We start from the raw sequence: 19,156 nt of genomic DNA, 5'->3' as shown, positions 1-19,156 counted from the left end.
CCGCTTCGAAAAATATTCTTATTGAAATAAAATCCCTAATTTCGCTATTAGCGAAAAAGCCCAGATAAGCAAGAAATGATTTTAGTTACCGGAGGAACAGGTTTAGTAGGCTCCCACCTACTTTTTGAATTGGCTAAGAACAAGCAACAGGTTCGTGCTATATACCGAAGCGAAGAAAAATTGGAAGCCGTTAAAAAAGTGTTTTCTTATTTTACGGAAGATGCTGAAACGCTATTCCATAGAATTTCTTGGGTACAAACCGACCTTTTAAATATTCCGGAACTGACTTCCGTTTTTGAAGGAGTCACCCATGTATATCATTGTGCGGCATTGATTTCTTTTGATCCTAGTGATTATCATATTCTTAGAAAAACAAATATTGAAGGTACTGCTAACATCGTAAACTTAAGCATAGACAATGAAGTAGAAAAGCTATGTTATGTGAGTTCGGTAGCTACTATAGGGCATAAAAAAGACGGCAGCTTATTAGATGAGGAATCCTACTGGAATCCGGAGGCTGATAATAGTGTATATAGCATTACTAAGTATGGTGCTGAAATGGAAGTATGGCGAGGTACACAAGAAGGTTTAGATGCCGTTATTGTGAATCCCGGACTGATATTAGGTGCAGGTTTTTGGAATACTGGAAGCGGACAATTATTTAAAAGAGTGGCTGGCACACTACCGTATTATACTACAGGAACTGCTGGATATGTAGATGTAAAAGATGTTGTGGTAGCTATGTTGCAACTTATGGAAAGCAACATTAAAAACGAACGGTTTATACTAATTGCTGAAAACCTAAGTTTTAAAGACTTTGTGACGATGGCTTCGAAACAGCTTAAGGTAAAAATACCAACAAAGCCTGTTAAACCATGGATGTTACAAATTGCTTGGAGATTGGATTGGCTAAAAAGTTTCCTAACCAAAAAGCCTAGAAGCTTAACCAAACAAAATGCGGCTTCTGCTTTAAGTGCTACCAACTATAACAATGAGAAAGTTGTAAAAGCTTTAGACTATACTTTTATTCCTATAGAAGAAAGTATTGCTTCCATTTCGGAACAATATTTAAAAGAGCTTTAGTCTGTTTTACGACTTACTTTCATATACCCTGGTTCTGCATCTAAATCTTTTTGAGCTTTCAGAGGTCTTTTGATAAGTTGTATGGTATTTTCTTGGGTTCTTACTTTTATACGATTAAGAGAATCCTCATTAGCCCTTTTTCTAACTTCCTCTCCTTGAATAGCAATAAACTTTTCCTTTAACACCTCTAGACTATCTTTTACTTTGGCATAAATATCTTGATAGTCATCCATATTAAACGCGTAGTACTCATTGCTTTTAGCAAACTGAACGCTATCTATTTGGTGTTTATTATAAATATATTTCTGTAAGTCGATACCCTTTTGCTCCAACAACTTTTTGTTAACTCCCTTTGCGGAATTCAGCATAGACATTTCGATAATAATATCTACCATTTTATCTTTAGAGAGAAGGTTGTCTGGCTTTTTAGGTTTGTCTACAGTACTACAAGACACGATAAGCAATATAGAAAATTGGTATAATAGCTTTTTCATTATCTGTCAAACGTTAGTTGCTTGGCAGCTTTTACATCATAAAACTTAAAGTTTTTATATGCTAAAGTACCATTTACAAAAGTATGGGTAATTCTAGATCTAAAAGTAGCGCCTTGGAAAGGAGACCAACCACATTTATACAAAATATTGTCTTTGTTTACCGACCAAGGGTGGTGTAAATCTACCAATACCAGATCTGCAAAATATCCCTCTTTTATAAATCCGCGTTTCTCCACTTGGAATAAGATTGCTGGATTGTGACACATTTTCTCTACAATCTTTTCTAAAGAGATTTTCTCCCTATGATACATTTCTAACATAGCAGGAAGCGCATGCTGTACCAATGGCCCTCCCGAAGGAGCTTTGGTGTACACATTATTCTTTTCTTCTAAAGTATGAGGAGCATGATCGGTTGCAATCACATCAATCCTATCGTCTAATAAAGCTTTCCATAACCCATCTTTATCGGCTTGTGATTTTACCGCAGGATTCCATTTTATAAAAGTTCCTTTCTCCTCATAATCCTTATCGGTAAACCAAAGGTGGTGTACACAAACCTCCGCAGTGATTTTCTTATCTTTTAAAGGAATTTTATTGGAAAACAAGCTAGTTTCCTTAGCTGTGGAAAGATGAAAAACATGTAATCTTGCTCCTGTCTTTTTAGCAAGTTCAATTGCTTTAGACGAAGATATATAACAAGCTTCTTCACTTCTAATATCTGGATGGTGCTTGATAGGAATATCCTCACCAAATTCTTCTTGATACTTCGCAAGATTTGCTTTAATAGTAGCCTCATCTTCACAGTGAACCGCAATAAGCAGTTTGGTACTAGAGAATATTTTCTCTAAAACTTCGGGATTATCTACAAGCATATTCCCAGTAGAAGAACCTAAAAACAGCTTTAATGCAGCTACTTGCTTAGGATCTACTTTTAAAATTTCTTCTAAATTATCGTTTGTGCCACCAAACATAAAAGAATAATTGGCAGCAGACGTTTTGGCAGCAATGTCAAATTTCTCTTGAAGCTTTTCTATGGTAGTAGTTTGCGGATTGGTATTTGGCATCTCTATAAAAGAAGTTATACCACCAGCTATAGCTGCTCTAGATTCTGTTTCAATAGTTGCCTTTTGAGTTAATCCCGGCTCTCTAAAATGTACCTGATCATCAATCACACCAGGAAGCAAATACTGTCCTTCGGCATCAAACACATGTACATCGGAAGTTTTTGCACTAATAGACTCATTTATTTCCTTAATGTATTCGCCTTCTATAAGAATATCGCCATCAAAGATACTTCCTTCGTTAACTATTTTTACATTCTTAATTAGTGTTTGTTTTGCTTGCATGTGTTTATTTTCCCTTTTTAAATATACTTCTTATTTTCATTGAAATCACTCCGAAGATAGCTTCAGAAATTATGCCAGAACTCATTTTTGACACACCTTTAGTTCGGTCTGTAAAAATGACTGGAATTTCGACTATTTCAAATTGCTTACCGTATGTTTTAAACTTCATTTCAATTTGAAAAGCATAACCGGTAAAACGGATTTTATTTAAATTTAATGCTTCTAGCACCTTCCTTTTATAACAAACAAAACCGGCAGTAGTATCGTGTATTTTCATACGCGTAATAAAACGCACGTATTTGGAGGCCAAAAAGGATAGTAACACCCTACTCATTGGCCAGTTTACCACATTTACTCCTTTTACATAGCGCGAACCAATAGACATATCTGCTCCTTCTACATGACAAGCCTTATACAAACGAATTAGATCTTTTGGATTATGCGAGAAATCTGCATCCATCTCAAAGATATAATCATAGTGTCTAGCTAAGGCCCACTTAAATCCGTGGATATATGCGGTACCTAGTCCGGATTTCTCCTTTCGGACTTCTAAAAATAATCGTTCTGGAAATTCCTTTTGAAGTGCTTCTACTTTTGATGCGGTTAAATCTGGCGAATTATCATCTACAATTAAAACATCAAACGCCTTTTCTAAAGAAAACACTGCTCTAATAATAGCCTCAATATTTTCTATTTCGTTGTATGTTGGTATAATGACAATGGCGTCTTGCATAAAAGCATTTAATTTTAGCAAATGTAAGCTATTTAAAAGACACTTTTTTTTAAATATTCCTTAAAAATTGGAATAGGATTCAGATTATTATTGATAATTTTACAGAATGCTTCGCGAAATTGTATCTAATGAAATATTTACCGTATTACTAGTAATTTGCCTAGTACTACTTGCCATTGCTAAGCTTTTGTATACCAAAAGATTTCACGACTTTATAAATATTATTAGCAATTTTAGATATCTAAAAGTCTACTCTAGAGACCAGAAATTTATTGATGGTTTTGAAGCCATACTTTTTACCAACTTACTCATTTCTGGTTCTATTTTTGGCTATTTACTTTACGAGAATTTTATTGGCGAGGTGAAAGACAGCTACACTTTGCTGTTTCAAATAGCTGTAGGCTTTGCAGCTGTTGTTTTAAGCAAAGTATTAATAGAGAGATTAATTGGAAGTTTATTTAGCATAGATAACATCATGGATGTTTATGTTTTCCAAAAACTTAGCTACAAAAATTTTATTGGTGTACTCCTTGTTCCTATAAATGCGACACTACTTTTTAGCATTTCTATTAGCCCTACAATCCTCCTTACTATACTTATAGTTTTTCTATTAATTAATTGTATCGGATTAATTGCATCGTACAAGACCTATCAAAGTTTGATAAAACCCAATTTGTTTTATTTTATTTTGTATCTTTGCGCACTCGAAATTTCCCCTTATCTAGTAATATATAAGTTGTTTATAGATTATGCATAAGGACCTAAAAAGTTAGCTATTATATGAAAGTGAAAACAATTTTAGTATCTCAACCAGAACCTAAAATAGAAAATTCGCCTTATTTTGATTTACAGGAAAAGCAAAAAGTCAAAATCGACTTCCGCCCTTTTATACATGTAGAAGGTGTTCCTGCAAAAGAAATAAGACTGCAAAAAATAGACCTAAGTAAGTATACTGCAATTATTTTAACTTCAAGGAATGCAGTAGACCACTTTTTTAGAGTTGCAGATGAGATGCGTTTTAAAGTCCCAGATAGCTTAAAGTATTTTTGTCAATCTGAAGCGGTTGCCTACTACCTTCAGAAATATGTTGTTTACAGAAAACGTAAAATTTATGTTGGAAAGAGAACTTTTTCAGAGTTATCTCCAATCATAAAAAAATATAAAGACGAAACCTTTTTATTACCAACTACAGATAAGCTAAAACCAGAAGTTCCTGAAACTTTAAATGCTTTAGGCCTGAATTGGAAACAAGCAGTTTTTTACAAAACAGTAATTAGTGATTTATCCGACTTGGAAGATGTGTTTTATGACATTCTAGTATTCTTTAGTCCGTCTGGAATTGAATCTTTATTTCATAACTTCCCAGATTTCAAACAAAATGATACTAAAATTGCCGTATTTGGAAACACAACTATTAAAGCTGTAGAAGAACATGGATTACGTGTGGATATTGCTGCACCAACTCCTGAAACACCTTCTATGACCATGGCTTTAGAAAAGTATATTGACAAAGTGAATAAAGGAAAATAAGACCTTTCATCCTATAAAAAAAAGCGTAACATAGTTACGCTTTTTTTATTTAAAACTAGTTTATCTAACAGCTAATACTATTCAATAATTAACTTTTTGGTAAGAGATTTGCTTTGAGCATCTACCTTTACTAAATATACTCCAGCAGAAATACCACTAAGATCTATTTTGTTTTTTTGAAAATTTAAGTGCTTTTTCAATACCAGCTTACCAGTAATATCATAGACTTCTATTTTACTATCCTGTAAATTCGTTATAATATTTAAGATGTTTTTAGTAGGATTAGGATATATATTAAAAGCAAGCTGATTCTTCGCACCAATACTTAAGGCATTACAATCTGCTTCATTATTAACAAAAATATTGCTCGTGTGCTTTTCCCAAGTATTCAAATATGTAGCATCCTTATCATCTACATAAATACAAATTAGATCGTTTGTAAAATAGGAATTAAAAGTAATCATATTCGCGTTATTACCATTTCGCAGATCTAGACTTGTTAAAGGCGTATTTCTACATTGCAAGCTTATTAAGGAACTATTAGAGGATAAATCTAAACTCAGTAAACCCGAGTACCTAACTTCTAATGTGGTCAAGCCTGTGTTTCCTGACAAATCAATACCAGTAATCGGACAACCAGGAATAGACACTTCGGACAAGTTGGCATTTGCTCCTGTTATAACAGAAGTCAAAGCAGAGCAACCCTCGGTGTTTAGCGTAGTCAAACTACTGTTTCCTGAAACATCTAAGCTAGTAACAAAATCGTTATAGGTAATACCTAGGCCCGTAATACCTGTTAAAGCTTCAATACCTGTAAAGTCATCAATGGTATTATAAGGTGCTTGATTACTTATATTTAGCACACCAGTAATGGCGGCTGCTTCCGCATTAGATATCTGTCCGTCTAAAGGGCCAGAAATAGAAGTAAAAGTAATTAAGAATTGTTCGAAATCTGCATTTGGGACACAAGTATATCCCGGAGCAGGTGCTCCAGGACACTGTGAAAATACATTAAATTGGAAAGCACACAAGAATGTGCATAATAGTGTAATTTTTTTCATAATTAATAGCTTTAAATTCAACACTAAATTTAAAGCTATTAATCATTAATTGCAATGCTATTCAGCTAATTTACAAGCAGTTTGACTAAAAACTACTTCACTACAGGGGCTCCATCAAGGATTTCTTGATTAGCATACTCTTCAAACTGCTTAAAGTTATTCATAAAAGAATCAGATAACTTTTTGGCTGTTTTGTCATATTCAGCAGCATCTGTCCAAGTTGCTTTAGGGTTTAATACCTCTGTTGGCACACCAGGAACTGTTTTAGGCATTGCTAATCCGAATACAGGATGATTAATATAGTTTTCTGGGTCATTACTTAATGCACCTGAAATAGCAGCGTTAATCATTGCTCTAGTGAATTTTAATTTCATTCTGTTACCAACACCGTAAGGACCTCCCGTCCATCCAGTGTTAATAAGCCATACATTCACTCCTGTTTCTTTCATTTTAGCACTTAGCATCTCTGCGTACTTTGTTGGGTGTAACGGCATAAATGGCGCCCCGAAACAAGCAGAGAAACTTGGTAATGGCTCATCAATTCCAGCTTCCGTTCCAGCTACCTTAGCAGTATATCCTGAGATAAAGTGGTAAGCTGCTTGACCTGGAGTTAATTTAGATATTGGAGGCAGTACACCAAAAGCATCTGCTGTTAAAAAGAAGATGTTTTTTGGGTTTTCCCCTATAGAAGGTTTACGAATGTTTTCTATATGATAAATAGGGTAACTAACTCTAGTATTTTGTGTGATAGAAGAATCTTTGAAGTCTACTTCTCCATTTTCATCCATTTTTACGTTTTCTAGAATAGCTCCTTTTTTGATAGCTGCAAAAATCTCTGGTTCTTGCTCTTGAGATAAGTTGATTACTTTAGCGTAGCATCCACCTTCAAAGTTGAATACAGTGTTTTCGCTAGTCCAACCATGCTCATCATCACCAATTAAGCTTCTTTCCGGGTCTGTAGAAAGTGTTGTTTTTCCTGTTCCAGATAATCCGAAGAAAATAGAGGTATCTCCTTCTTTCCCAACGTTTGCACTACAGTGCATTGGTAAAGTGTTTTTAAATACTGGAAGGATAAAGTTTAAAGCAGAGAAAATTCCTTTTTTGATTTCTCCAGTATATCCGGTACCTCCAATTAAAGCGATCTTTCTTGTGAAGTCTAAAATTGCGAAGTTATGCTGTCTTGTTCCATCTACTTCAGGATCTGCCATAAACCCTGGAGCATTTACAACAGTCCATTCTGGAGTAAAGTCCTTTAATTCTTCTTCTGTTGGACGTAAAAACATGTTATATGCGAACATGTTCATCCATGGTTGTTCGTTAATTACTCTAATGTTTAATTTATAAGAAGGATCTGCACATGCATAACTATCTCTTACATATAAATCTTTATTAGATAAATAAGTTACAACCTTGTTATATAGTTTTTCGAATTTATCCGCGTCAAAAGGAATATTAATATTTCCCCACCATACTTTATCTTTAGTAATAGCATCTTTTACTATAAATCTATCTTTAGGAGATCTACCAGTAAACTCCCCGGTATTCACAGCTAAAGCACCTGATGAAGCAGTAACACCTTGGCCTTTTTCAACTGTAGCCTCATGAAGGGCATCAGATGATAGTTGATAATTTACTTTTGCATTTTTGATTCCATATTGTTCTAACGAAATCGTTTTCGTTGTTTGCTTATGATCCATCATGTTTTAGTATAGTGTTGTATTAAAGTGCAAAATTAAAACAATATTTTAATCTAACCACCTAAATCTTTAATTATCCTTTTGGACTTTTAAAAAGTTTATTAACAAGCAAGTCCAAGCCCCTATTAACAATACTCCTCCAAGTGGGGTAACCAATGCTATTTGTTTAAAATTAAAAGCTGTTAAATCATCTGTAGCTAATCCGTAAATCGAGCCAGAAAAGAATAAAACTCCTACAAGCACTAGTAGGTAAACTACTTTTTTGCTGCTTTCTTTTAAAATATTGGTGCTTCCCAAAATTAAAAGTAGAAATGCGTGATAGATTTGGTAACGCACCCCAGTTTCAAACGACTGAATAGCTGTTTCCGACACTAATTCTCTTAATCCGTGAGCGGCAAAAGCTCCTAAAACAATTCCCAATACACCTAAGATTGCCCCTGTTATTAATAGTTTTTTATTCATATAAAAGTAAGTTTAAGGTTTCTTTAAACCATAGTATTTATTACATTCGTGTTTACAAAATTAGACAACAAAATTCATTATGCGAAAGATTTTAGTTATTGGTTCTGGAAAATCAACTTCCTACCTTATTAAATACTTATTAGATAAATCCACAGAAGAAAATTTACACATCATAGTAGGAGATATTCAGTTATCGAATGCAAAGAAAATGATTGGCAACCATGAAAATGCACAGGCCATTGTGTTAGATGTATTCGACAAAGATTCTCGTGAGAAAGCAGTTAAAAATGCAGACATAGTTATTTCTATGCTTCCTGCTCGCTTTCATATAGAAGTTGCTAAAGACTGTATTGCTTACAACAAAAACATGGTAACTGCATCCTATATAAGTCCTGAAATGCAAATGCTAGATAAGGCTGCAAAAGAAAAAGGCCTTGTATTTATGAACGAAATAGGTGTAGACCCAGGAATAGACCATATGAGTGCGATGCAAGTAATTGACAGCATTCGCGACAAAGGCGGAAAAATCATCTTATTCGAATCCTTTACTGGAGGACTTGTTGCTCCAGAAAGCGACAACAACCTATGGAACTATAAGTTCACTTGGAACCCAAGAAACGTGGTAGTTGCTGGACAAGGCGGAGCTGCAAAATTCTTACAAGAAAACACCTATAAGTACATTCCGTACAACAGACTTTTTAGAAGAACAGAGTTTTTAGAAGTAGATGGTTTTGGTAGGTTTGAAGGCTATGCAAATAGAGATTCTTTAAAATATCAAAGTGTTTACGGATTAGAGAATATCCAAACATTATACCGAGGAACTATGCGTCGTGTTGGCTTTTCTCGCGCTTGGAATGCTTTTGTGCAACTAGGAATGACAGACGACAGTTACACTATTGATGATAGTAAAAACATGAGCTATCGCGACTTTGTAAATGCTTTCCTTCCGTATAGCCCAACAGATTCTGTAGAACTTAAATTTAGACATGCTTTAAAAATAGACCAAGACGACGAAGTTTGGGATAAATTCTTAGAGCTAGACATTTTTAGTGAGACTAAAATGGTGGAACTAGATAAAGCTACTCCTGCTGAAATTTTACAAAAGATTTTAATGGACAGTTGGACACTGGATCCAGAGGACAAAGATATGATTGTAATGTACCATAAGTTTGGCTATGTGCTTGACGGAAAAGAGCACCAAATAGATTCTACCATGGTAACCCTTGGGGAAGACCAAACCTATACAGCTATGGCAAAAACCGTAGGTTTACCAGTAGCAATTGCAACACTTGCTATTTTAAACGAGAAGATTACCACACCGGGAGTACAAATTCCTATCAATAAAGAAGTGTATAATCCGATTTTAGAAGAATTAAAAGACCACGGAATTGCCTTTAAAGAAAAAGAAGTTCCGTATTTGGGATACAACCCAATGCACCTATAATTTCCTTAGAAACTTCCCTACTCTCTTTTAACAAGTAAAGTAGGGGAGTTTTTTATTCCATTACTTCCTTCTTTTAAAAATTAGAATACATCCAAAGCCTTATTGCGATAATTGTTTCTATTTAAAATCGTTTTAGTATTTTTAGCTTTTAATATGAAACGCTAAAACTGCTATGAAAAACGCGAACAATAATATGCAATTAGATGGTATTGATAAAAAGATACTTCGCGCATTAATGAAGGATGCAAGAACCCCGATTCTTGAAATAGCTAGAGGCGTTGGTATTTCTGGAGCAGCAATTCACCAAAGATTACGAAAGCTAGAAAAGTCCGGATTGATTTCTGGTTCTAAATTTATGATAAATCCAAAGGTTTTAGGCTATACCACCATGGCTTATATAGGGATTTATCTAGACAAAGCTATGAGCAATCCGGAAGCAGTAAAACAACTAAAGCAAATTCCAGAAGTTTTAGAGTGTCATTATACTACGGGGAATTGGAGTATTTTTATTAAAGTATTATGCAAGGATAACGAACATTTAATGCAGGTGCTCAACAAGGATATTCAATCTATTTCTGGAATATCTAGAACGGAAACCTTTATCTCCCTAAATCAGCAAATAGATAGACAGATAGAAATATAAACAAAAAAAGCTTCGGTTTCTACCGAAGCTTTTTTAATAGGACTTATTTTATTTTAATCTCTAGACATAAAAATGCTTAGAATATACCAGAACAATAACATTAAAGACGCAAACAAACCTAAGGCTGCAGGAATATAGTCTTCCGTAGTATATTTATTTACCAAGTTAGATGTTTGATATAAAATAGAACCTCCGGCCAATAAACACATACCTACCGAAAACCATAGTCCTAAATTAAATCCGAATAAGGTTCCGGCTATGATTAATCCGATTGCTATAAAAAACCCGATAGTTAAGCCGGTTCTTAAAAATGAAAAATCTTTTTTAGTCACAAAAACCACCGCTGTTAAACCGGTAAATAATGCTAGGGTTACAATGGCTGCCTGATTTAAAATCTCTGGACCGGAATCCATATAATAAGCGGCAATATAAATTAAGGGCACAAATATGAATGCTTCCGCTAGTATGTATAAACCAAAAGCTAGGTATTGTTTGTTCTTATCTGCTGATTTCATCGCGATACTTTCAGCATAATTAGTTATAAACATAAAACCTCCCAACATAAGAAGCCATTTGAATCCTTGGGTCATCGATAAAGCGAATGATACGATTGCATCACTCTGAAGCAATAGGTATTCAAACAAAATAAATACTAAAACCCCACCCGCCACATGCGCATAGGTCTTTTTATAAAATGCTATCCTATCTGTTTCAGAAAGCGTGGCTAATAAGGCACTTTGCCCCATAGGTTCGAAAGTGTTTTGAGTTTGATTTTCCATAAATAGTTTGTGAATCATTGATTATTTAGTGCAATAAATATAATAAAAAAAGAAACCGAACACCTAGGAAAAGGTATTCGGTTTTTTCTTACAATATATATTTTAATTAGTCTCTACTTCCAAAAATCTGTAAAGCCCAGTATAGTAAAGATGCTAAAGCACCAATAGCTGCTACTAAATAGGTTCTAGCTGCCCATTTAAGAGCGTCTTCTGAACCAGCAAACTCTTCTGGAGAAACCATATTTTTATTCTTTAACCAAGCCAAAGCTCTGTTACTTGCGTCATATTCTACTGGTAAAGTCACAAAGCTAAATAAGGTTGCAAATCCCATAAAAATCAAACCTGCAAGCGCTACATAAAAACCTAAGCCCATTCCAGCACCTGCTCCTAAAACAAGTCCACCAATGACTAACCATTGAGACATCCCCGAAGTTACACTAACAATAGGAACCAAAGCAGAACGCATACCTAAAGCACTATATGCTTGGGCATGTTGCACAGCGTGACCACATTCATGTGCTGCTACTGCTGCCGCTGCTGCATTTGCATGATTATAAACTACCTCACTTAGGTTTACGGTTTTATTTTTCGGATTGTAATGGTCTGTTAACTGCCCTGGCGTAGAGATAACGGCAACATCTGTTATACCATGATCGGCTAACATCTTTTCGGCAATCTCACGACCGGTCATTCCATTACGTAAATGTACTTGCGAATATTTTTTGAATTTCTTCTTTAATTGGTTACTAACTAACCAACTCACTAGAGCTATTGCTCCAATTAAAATATAATATCCAATCATTTTTTTTAAATTTTATAAATGTAAATATAGACTATGTATAGCAAAAAATAAGCCAAATATTCGTTAAGAAATTTTGTCAGTTATCTCCGAGAATGCAGCACCTTAACTACTTTATCTTCTTCAAAAATAACCACTAAGCTTTCTGCTGCCGCTTCAAAGAAACTTGGCGCTTTTCCTAAATCGAAAACCAAATGATCTCGCCCTTCTAAATTAGAAGGAACCGCTTTTCCTAACAAATCTTCCACCTCATCCTGTGATTTACCTAGTAAGATATTACTGGATACAATATCCTTCGCCATTTTATAACGTGTTAAAGGACGAATATGCCATTGGGTTTCGTCAAACTGCTTTTCATTCGCATCGATAAGAAAATAACTTATTGCTCCTGCTAAAGCTAAAACAGCTAGGATTATTTGAATTTTCTTAGCCAACGATATTTACAATTTTCCCAGGAACAATAATCACTTTTTTAGGTTCGCGACCTTGTAACTGCGCTATGGTTTTTTCGTGAGACATTACTGTTTTCTCAATTTCCTCTTTGCTCATATCCATTGGTAACTCTAAGGTAAAACGCATTTTACCATTAAAAGAAATTGGATAATTCTTGCTACTTTCTACCAAATGACTTGCATCAAACTTCGGGAAAGCTGCTGTTGCAATAGAGGTTGTGTTTCCTAATTGGCTATAAAGTTCTTCTGCAATATGTGGCGCATAAGGAGAAATTAAAACCAATAAAGGTTCTAACACTTCTTTACTAGTACATTTTTGAGAAGCTAATTCATTAACCGCAATCATAAAAGTAGAAACAGAAGTATTAAAAGAGAAACTCTCGATATCCTCTTCTACTTTTTTAATGGTTTTATGAAGGGTCTTTAAATTGTCTTTGGTTGGAGCTGCATCGTTTACTTTTAAACCGTCTTCACCAACATACAGTTTCCATAGTTTTTTCAGGAATCCATGCACACCCGTGATTCCTGCAGTATTCCATGGTTTTGCTTGTTCTAAAGGCCCAAGAAACATTTCGTACATACGTAAGCTATCTGCCCCGTACTGCTCACAAATAGCATCTGGATTAACTACATTGTATTTAGATTTAGACATTTTTTCAACCTCACGACCTACTTTATACACGCCGTCTTCTAAAACAAATGTTGCATCTTTATAATCTTCTCCAAATTCGCTATCGTTTTTTAATCCTTCGATATCTAATTCATCCGAAGCATTTACGTATTGTACTTTTACATGAATAGGAGCTACTTTCTTCCCTTCAATTAATCCTTCAGAAAGATAGTTATTAGTTCCTTCCTCACGATAAATGAAAGCACTTGTTCCAAGAATCATTCCTTGGTTTATTAATTTTTTGAAAGGCTCTTCTACCCCTACAAAACCTCTATCTTTCATAAACTTCACCCAGAAACGAGAATACAGTAAATGTCCGGTTGCATGCTCGCTTCCACCAATATATAAATCTACATTTTCCCAGTAATTAAGCGCCTCTTCACTTGCGAAATTCAGCTCATTATTAGCATCCATATATCTAAAGAAATACCAAGAACTTCCTGCCCATCCTGGCATGGTGTTTAGCTCTAAAGGAAAGATAGTTGTGTCATTAATTTTATTGTTGGCAACCACCGAATTGGTTTCTGTACACCAAGCCCAAACATCTGCACGACCTAATGGCGGCTCTCCCTCTTCGGTTGGTAAGTACTTTTCTACTTCTGGCAGAGTGATTGGCAAGTGTTTTGCTTCAATCATTTGTGGCATTCCGTTTACATAATAAACAGGAAATGGCTCTCCCCAATATCTTTGTCTGCTAAATACAGCATCTCTTAGTCGGTAGTTGGTTTTCCCTTCTCCTTGACCAAGTTGTTCTAATTCGTAAATAGCACGTTTGCTTGCTTTCTTATAGTTCATTCCGTTAAGGAAATCGCTATTTGTAATTTTCACATTCTCCTTTGCTGCATAAGCTTCTTCAGAAATATCTACTCCTTCAAAAATATTAGGAATAGGTATTTGGAAATACTTTGCAAAATCGTAATCACGTTGATCTCCGCAAGGAACAGCCATTACAGCTCCTGTTCCGTAGCCTGCTAAAACATAATCTCCAATCCAAATCGGAATTGGCTCTTTAGAAAAAGGATGCTCGGCATAAGCACCTGTAAACACCCCAGAAATGGTTTTTACATCTGCCATACGCTCGCGCTCGCTTCGTTTTGCAGTTGCTTTGATATATGCTTCTACCGCTTCTTTTTGTTCTGCAGTAGTAATTTTGGAAACTAACTCATGTTCTGGTGCAAGAGTCATAAAGCTTACACCAAAAATAGTATCTGGTCTTGTTGTAAAAACTTCAATAAGCTCCTCGTGATTATTCACATGGAAAGTTACCGATGCTCCAACCGATTTTCCTATCCAGTTTTTCTGACTTTCCTTTAAAGAATCTGTCCAATCTATAGTATCTAGTCCTTGTAGCAAACGCTCTGCATAAGCAGAAATTCGCATAGACCATTGAGTCATTTTTTTACGAACTACCGGATGCCCACCACGTTCTGAAACACCGTTTACAATTTCGTCGTTAGCTAAAACGGTTCCTAAGGCCGGACACCAGTTCACTTCTGTTTCTGCTAAATAAGTTAGTCGGTATTGTAGTAGAATTTCTTGTTGTTTTTCGGAAGAAAAAGCCTGCCATTCTGCTGCTGAAAACATCTCCACATCATCATCGCATACCGCGTCAACATTGGTATTTCCCTCCGAAGAAAATATGTTTATTAAGCTAGAAATTTCTTCTGCTTTATTCGTATCGTTGTTATACCAAGATTCGAATAATTGAATAAAAATCCATTGTGTCCATTTATAATAATTAGGATCTGAAGTACGAACTTCACGAGACCAATCGAATGAAAAACCAATTTGATCTAATTGTCTTCTGTAGGTTTTTATATTGGTTTCTGTGGTAATAGCAGGATGCTGCCCTGTTTGAATAGCATATTGTTCTGCTGGTAAACCAAAGCTATCATAACCCTGTGGATGCAATACATTAAAACCTTTGTGACGCTTATAACGCGCATAAATATCACTAGCAATATACCCTAATGGATGCCCAACATGTAGTCCTGCTCCAGACGGATAAGGGAACATGTCTAATACATAATACTTTGGTTTATCACTATTACTGTCGGCTTTAAACGTTTGGTTTTCTGCCCAATATTTTTGCCATTTGGCTTCTATTTCGTTGAAAAGGTAATTCATCTGCTAGGTCTTGATATTTAACGTAATTAAGAAATAGTTGGAATTTTTAGGCTGCAAGACTCTCTATAAAAGAGTGTTTCAAGCCGTTTCCTACTTATTAAAAACGATTTTTAAAAACGCAAATTTAAACTTATTATAAGACTATTAAAAGTTTAAACGTTATAAACCATAAGTATTCATTTTCTTTATTATTTTTACATCATTAACAAACCCAATTTATGAGTGCATCTTTTGAAAAATACCAAAAACGTAAATTAATTTCATCTTACTTTTCGGTTGTATTAAGTATTGCTTTAGTCTTATTTTTATTAGGCTTATTAGGCTTGTTAGTGCTTAATGCTAAAAAGGTTTCCGACCACTTTAAAGAGCAGGTAGTAGTTACTATTTACCTAAAAGACACCGCAAAAGAGGTAGAAACAAAACAGCTTGAAAAAAGTTTAGCTCTGGCAGATTATGTGAAGTCTACCGAATATGTTTCTAAGGAAGAGGCAGCAGCTTCCATGAAGGAGGAAAACGGTGAAGATTTCATGGATTTCTTAGGATATAACCCACTACAGAATTCTATAGATGTTCATCTAAAAGCTGATTATGTGACCTCGGAACATTTAGAAGAGGTTTCCAAAGAAGCACTGAACAAAAATTTTGTAGATGAAGTACGCTATGATAACGACCTAGTGACTTTAATGAATAATAACGTTAAGAAAATTAGTTTCTGGGTATTAATACTGAGTGGCATATTTACGCTTATTGCAGTATTGCTGATTAATAGTTCTATTCGATTAGCGGTTTATGCGAAGCGATTTACCATAAAAACCATGCAAATGGTTGGAGCAACCAAACGCTTTATTCGCAGACCATTTATTTGGAAGAGCGTGCAATTAGGAATCCTAGGAGCAATTATAGCACTTATAGGAATGGCAGTAGTTTTATACTATTTAAATCAAACATTCCCAGAATTAGATTTAATGAGAAACCCAATTTTAATTGGGGCCTTATTTATAGCGGTGTTTATTTTAGGAATTATCATCACATGGATTTCTACCTTTTTTGCAACACAGCGTTTCTTAAACCTAAAAACAGACCAACTTTATTAAGAGCTTGTTTTTAAGTACATCTTGCTTCAGATGCTAGATGAAATTTAGATTCTCTTAACTTAAAAGTTTGAAATAAAACCTTTACTTTGCATCTAGCTAATTTATTAGCTTTTAGCATAAAAATAATGGATATAGAATATCCCTCTTCCACTACATTTACAGAGGGTTTTTAAAATTATGGGAAAACAAAAACAGAACGAATCGCCTAAATCCGATTTTATTTTCGGGAAGAAGAACTATACATTTATGTTTATTGGCTTAGCTTTTATCGCCTTAGGATTTATTTTAATGTCTGGCGGAGGAAGCGATGATCCTAATGTTTTTAGCCCAGATATCTTTAGCTGGAGAAGAATTAGATTAGCACCAACACTAGTACTTATAGGATTTGGCTTTCAAGTTTATGCCATTCTTCTAAACCCTAATAAAGAGTAATACAGCACTTTTCAATTCAAAAATTTTATAATTAATGGAAATTATAGACTCTATAATTTTAGGAATAGTACAGGGGCTAACAGAGTTTTTACCTGTTTCATCTAGTGGACATTTAGAACTAGGAAAAGCCATTCTTGGCGACCAATCTGTACCAGAAGAAAGTTTACTATTTACTGTAGTGCTTCACTTTGCAACTGCTTTAAGTACTATCGTAATTTTCAGAAAAGATATATGGAGCCTGATACAAGGGGTTTTAAAATTTGAATGGAACGAAGACTTACAGTTTGTTTCTAAAATTGCACTATCTATGCTTCCAGCAGTTTTTGTTGGCTTATTTTTTGAAAAAGAATTAGAAGCTCTTTTTGGAAACAATATCCTATTAGTTGGTTGTATGCTAATCGTAACAGCCGTTTTATTATTTTTAGCAGACAAGGCAAAAGACACCGATAAAAAAGTAACTTTTAAAAACGCCTTTGTTATTGGTATTTCGCAAGCAATTGCCATGCTTCCAGGAATTTCACGTTCTGGAGCTACAATTTCTACTTCGGTTTTATTAGGAAATGATAAGACTAAAGCTGCACGTTTTTCCTTTTTAATGGTAATCCCATTGATATTTGGAAAAATCGCTAAAGATGTTTTAAGCGGGGATTTAACCTACGATGCACAAAACTTCACTTCGCTTTCTCTTGGCTTTATTGCTGCCTTTGTTTCGGGACTTTTTGCCTGTACTTGGATGATTTCTTTAGTGAAGAAAAGCAAACTTTCCTACTTTGCTTACTACTGCGTTATAGTAGGTGTTATAGCAATCATTTTCTCCCTAATGAATTAATATGTTAACAGAAGAAGACTACAAATCCGGACAAGTTTTATTAATAGACAAACCTTTAAATTGGACCTCTTTTCAGGTAGTAAACAAACTACGTTGGAAAATAAGACAGACCTTTAATATTAAGAAAATAAAGGTTGGCCATGCAGGAACCTTAGACCCTTTAGCAACTGGCTTACTAATTATTTGCACAGGTAAAATGACCAAGCAAATAGATACTTTTCAAGGGCAAATTAAAGAATATACCGGAACGATTGTATTAGGAAGCACCACTCCTTCTTTTGATTTAGAAACCGAAATAAACGAAACCTTTCCTACAGATCATATCACCAAGGAGTTAGTCGAAGAAACTACCAAACAATTTATTGGCGATATAGAACAATTCCCTCCAGTGTTTTCTGCAATTAAAAAAGACGGTAAACGCCTTTACGAATTTGCTAGAGCCGGAGAAGAAGTAGAAATAAAATCGAGAAAAATTACTATTGAGGCTTTTGAAATCAGGCGTTTTGAAAATAACGAAGTAGATTTTAGAGTGGTTTGTAGCAAAGGAACCTATATACGTTCTTTAGCCCATGACTTTGGTAAAGCGCTGCAATCTGGCGGACATCTTTCTGTTTTAAGACGTACCAAGATTGGCGATTTTCACGTAGACAATGCGCTAAGCGTAGATGCTTTTTTAGAGCAGTTAGACGCGAAGTAGTTTTTCTAAAAATCCATGCATTAGAATTTAACGTATCTTTAAGTGACAGTAGTTACTAGAATACCTTATCTCCCTATATGACTTGGAACAACAAACAAAAAGCATTGTGCATCACCATTCTAATGGCAGGATTGGTGCTTTTTATATTGTTTCAATTTCATATTTCTAAACAAGAACATATTGCGGAAACTTTTTACGAAATAGAACCAGCTGAAACACTGCCGGAGGAAGAGAATATAGAAAAAGAAAGCAGTTTAGAAAAAGCCGAAACCAATCAAGCACATAACCAGAACCAAAAAAGGGAAGTTTTCTCGCAAGCTTATAAAAGAATTGCTCCTCCAGAAGACTATATAAAACCGGATATAAGCAATGCCGATCATGCATTAAAATCGAAAACCGAAACCCCAGAAAAAGATTCGCATATAAAAGAGGAAGAACGAAACGCTTTTAGCAAAATAAACAAGCTATTAAAAACACCAAGCGAAAAACCCTCTAATAATGCGAGGAGTACCGTACATTATTCCCTGGTAAACCGAAAACATAAGCACTTACCCATTCCGATATATTTATGTGAAGAAGGCGGAAAAATCATTATTAATATTACCGTAAACGCTTCCGGGAAAGTTATAGACACCTCTTATAATAATGCATCGTCTTCCTCCAACAAATGTTTAATAGATAGCGCTATAGAATATGCGAAAATGGCAATATTTAATAGTGGTTCCAAAAAGGAACAACTAGGAACCATTACTTTTTATTTTGAAGGTAAATAAAAAAAGACATT

At 34.8% G+C, this 19,156-nt stretch carries 20 protein-coding genes; 10 read left to right on the top strand and 10 right to left on the bottom strand.

The window, feature by feature from the left end; genetic code table 11:
* Positions 1-75: 75 nt before the first annotated feature.
* Positions 76-1,083 carry an NAD-dependent epimerase/dehydratase family protein gene (locus tag DU428_RS04250; protein WP_113965869.1) on the top strand — a complete coding sequence of 336 codons (1,008 nt, stop codon included), beginning with the start codon at positions 76-78 and terminating at the stop codon, positions 1,081-1,083.
* Here DU428_RS04250 and DU428_RS04245 read toward each other — a convergent pair.
* Genes DU428_RS04245 through DU428_RS04235 form a run of 3 tightly spaced genes read right to left on the bottom strand, consistent with a single transcriptional unit; the run spans position 1,080 to position 3,656 of the window.
* A complete protein-coding gene (locus tag DU428_RS04245; protein ID WP_113965868.1) occupies positions 1,080-1,577 on the bottom strand; it encodes a DUF4296 domain-containing protein in 498 nt (165 codons plus the stop codon). The genes DU428_RS04250 and DU428_RS04245 overlap by 4 nt on opposite strands.
* On the bottom strand, positions 1,577-2,923 hold the full coding sequence (locus DU428_RS04240) for a dihydroorotase (RefSeq protein ID WP_072347297.1): 1,347 nt from the start codon (positions 2,921-2,923) through the stop codon (positions 1,577-1,579). Before DU428_RS04240 ends, DU428_RS04245 begins: the two co-directional genes overlap by 1 nt.
* Positions 2,924-2,927: 4 nt before the next feature.
* Positions 2,928-3,656 (bottom strand): polyprenol monophosphomannose synthase, encoded by a 729-nt coding sequence (locus DU428_RS04235; RefSeq protein ID WP_113965867.1) that lies wholly within the window; start codon positions 3,654-3,656, stop codon positions 2,928-2,930.
* A gap of 106 nt (positions 3,657-3,762) precedes the next feature.
* Between DU428_RS04235 and DU428_RS04230 the strand changes: the two genes are divergently transcribed.
* Both DU428_RS04230 and DU428_RS04225 read left to right on the top strand, forming a co-directional pair.
* The gene (locus DU428_RS04230) at positions 3,763-4,413 is read left to right on the top strand and encodes a DUF4271 domain-containing protein (protein WP_072347300.1); all 651 of its coding nucleotides are present in this window, start codon (positions 3,763-3,765) and stop codon (positions 4,411-4,413) included.
* Positions 4,414-4,436: 23 nt separating this feature from the next.
* Positions 4,437-5,186, top strand: a complete 750-nt coding sequence (locus DU428_RS04225) for a uroporphyrinogen-III synthase (protein WP_072347302.1) — start codon at positions 4,437-4,439, stop codon at positions 5,184-5,186.
* A 77-nt stretch (positions 5,187-5,263) separates the two neighbouring features.
* On the opposite strand, the gene DU428_RS04220 is transcribed toward DU428_RS04225, so the two are convergent.
* From DU428_RS04220 to DU428_RS04210, 3 genes are all read right to left on the bottom strand, one after another.
* A complete protein-coding gene (locus tag DU428_RS04220) occupies positions 5,264-6,247 on the bottom strand; it encodes a T9SS type A sorting domain-containing protein (RefSeq protein WP_113965866.1) in 984 nt (327 codons plus the stop codon).
* Positions 6,248-6,339: 92 nt separating this feature from the next.
* Complete coding sequence (pckA, locus tag DU428_RS04215; protein ID WP_113965865.1) at positions 6,340-7,947, bottom strand: phosphoenolpyruvate carboxykinase (ATP); 1,608 nt, start codon at positions 7,945-7,947, stop codon at positions 6,340-6,342.
* Between the two features lie 66 nt (positions 7,948-8,013).
* Complete coding sequence (locus DU428_RS04210) at positions 8,014-8,406, bottom strand: DUF423 domain-containing protein (protein ID WP_072347308.1); 393 nt, start codon at positions 8,404-8,406, stop codon at positions 8,014-8,016.
* A 79-nt stretch (positions 8,407-8,485) separates the two neighbouring features.
* Here DU428_RS04210 and DU428_RS04205 point away from each other — a divergent pair, with 79 nt between their 5' ends.
* Positions 8,486-9,850 (top strand): saccharopine dehydrogenase family protein, encoded by a 1,365-nt coding sequence (locus DU428_RS04205; RefSeq protein WP_072347310.1) that lies wholly within the window; start codon positions 8,486-8,488, stop codon positions 9,848-9,850.
* A 172-nt stretch (positions 9,851-10,022) separates the two neighbouring features.
* A complete protein-coding gene (locus tag DU428_RS04200) occupies positions 10,023-10,493 on the top strand; it encodes an Lrp/AsnC ligand binding domain-containing protein (protein ID WP_072347312.1) in 471 nt (156 codons plus the stop codon).
* Between the two features lie 53 nt (positions 10,494-10,546).
* Here DU428_RS04200 and DU428_RS04195 read toward each other — a convergent pair whose 3' ends face one another.
* The 4 genes from DU428_RS04195 to leuS all read right to left on the bottom strand — a co-directional run bounded on the left by DU428_RS04195 (position 10,547) and on the right by leuS (position 15,320).
* The gene (locus DU428_RS04195; protein ID WP_072347313.1) at positions 10,547-11,272 is read right to left on the bottom strand and encodes a Bax inhibitor-1/YccA family protein; all 726 of its coding nucleotides are present in this window, start codon (positions 11,270-11,272) and stop codon (positions 10,547-10,549) included.
* Between the two features lie 106 nt (positions 11,273-11,378).
* Positions 11,379-12,074: a zinc metallopeptidase gene (locus DU428_RS04190; protein WP_113965864.1), complete on the bottom strand. Its 696-nt coding sequence runs from the start codon at positions 12,072-12,074 to the stop codon at positions 11,379-11,381.
* An 80-nt stretch (positions 12,075-12,154) separates the two neighbouring features.
* Positions 12,155-12,505, bottom strand: coding sequence for a hypothetical protein (locus DU428_RS04185; RefSeq protein ID WP_072347317.1), 351 nt, complete (start codon positions 12,503-12,505; stop codon positions 12,155-12,157).
* Positions 12,498-15,320, bottom strand: coding sequence for a leucine--tRNA ligase (gene leuS, locus DU428_RS04180; RefSeq protein ID WP_113965863.1), 2,823 nt, complete (start codon positions 15,318-15,320; stop codon positions 12,498-12,500). Before leuS ends, DU428_RS04185 begins: the two co-directional genes overlap by 8 nt.
* Positions 15,321-15,538: 218 nt before the next feature.
* Between leuS and DU428_RS04175 the strand changes: the two genes are divergently transcribed.
* From DU428_RS04175 to DU428_RS04155, 5 genes are all read left to right on the top strand, one after another.
* Entirely contained in the window at positions 15,539-16,414 is an 876-nt protein-coding gene (locus DU428_RS04175; protein WP_072347321.1) for a cell division protein FtsX, read from the top strand.
* A 177-nt stretch (positions 16,415-16,591) separates the two neighbouring features.
* Positions 16,592-16,846, top strand: coding sequence for a DUF3098 domain-containing protein (locus DU428_RS04170; protein ID WP_072347325.1), 255 nt, complete (start codon positions 16,592-16,594; stop codon positions 16,844-16,846).
* A 34-nt stretch (positions 16,847-16,880) separates the two neighbouring features.
* Entirely contained in the window at positions 16,881-17,675 is a 795-nt protein-coding gene (locus tag DU428_RS04165) for an undecaprenyl-diphosphate phosphatase (protein ID WP_072347328.1), read from the top strand.
* Position 17,676: 1 nt separating this feature from the next.
* The gene (truB, locus tag DU428_RS04160) at positions 17,677-18,372 is read left to right on the top strand and encodes a tRNA pseudouridine(55) synthase TruB (RefSeq protein WP_113965862.1); all 696 of its coding nucleotides are present in this window, start codon (positions 17,677-17,679) and stop codon (positions 18,370-18,372) included.
* 77 nt (positions 18,373-18,449) lie between these two features.
* Positions 18,450-19,145: a hypothetical protein gene (locus DU428_RS04155; RefSeq protein ID WP_243633445.1), complete on the top strand. Its 696-nt coding sequence runs from the start codon at positions 18,450-18,452 to the stop codon at positions 19,143-19,145.
* Positions 19,146-19,156 lie beyond the last annotated feature (11 nt).

It is taken from the genome of Oceanihabitans sediminis, assembly GCF_003337215.1.
Lineage (GTDB): Bacteria > Bacteroidota > Bacteroidia > Flavobacteriales > Flavobacteriaceae > Oceanihabitans > Oceanihabitans sediminis.
The sequence above is the reverse complement of the archived record's forward strand: the minus strand, read 5'-3'. Positions and strand labels throughout refer to the sequence as shown.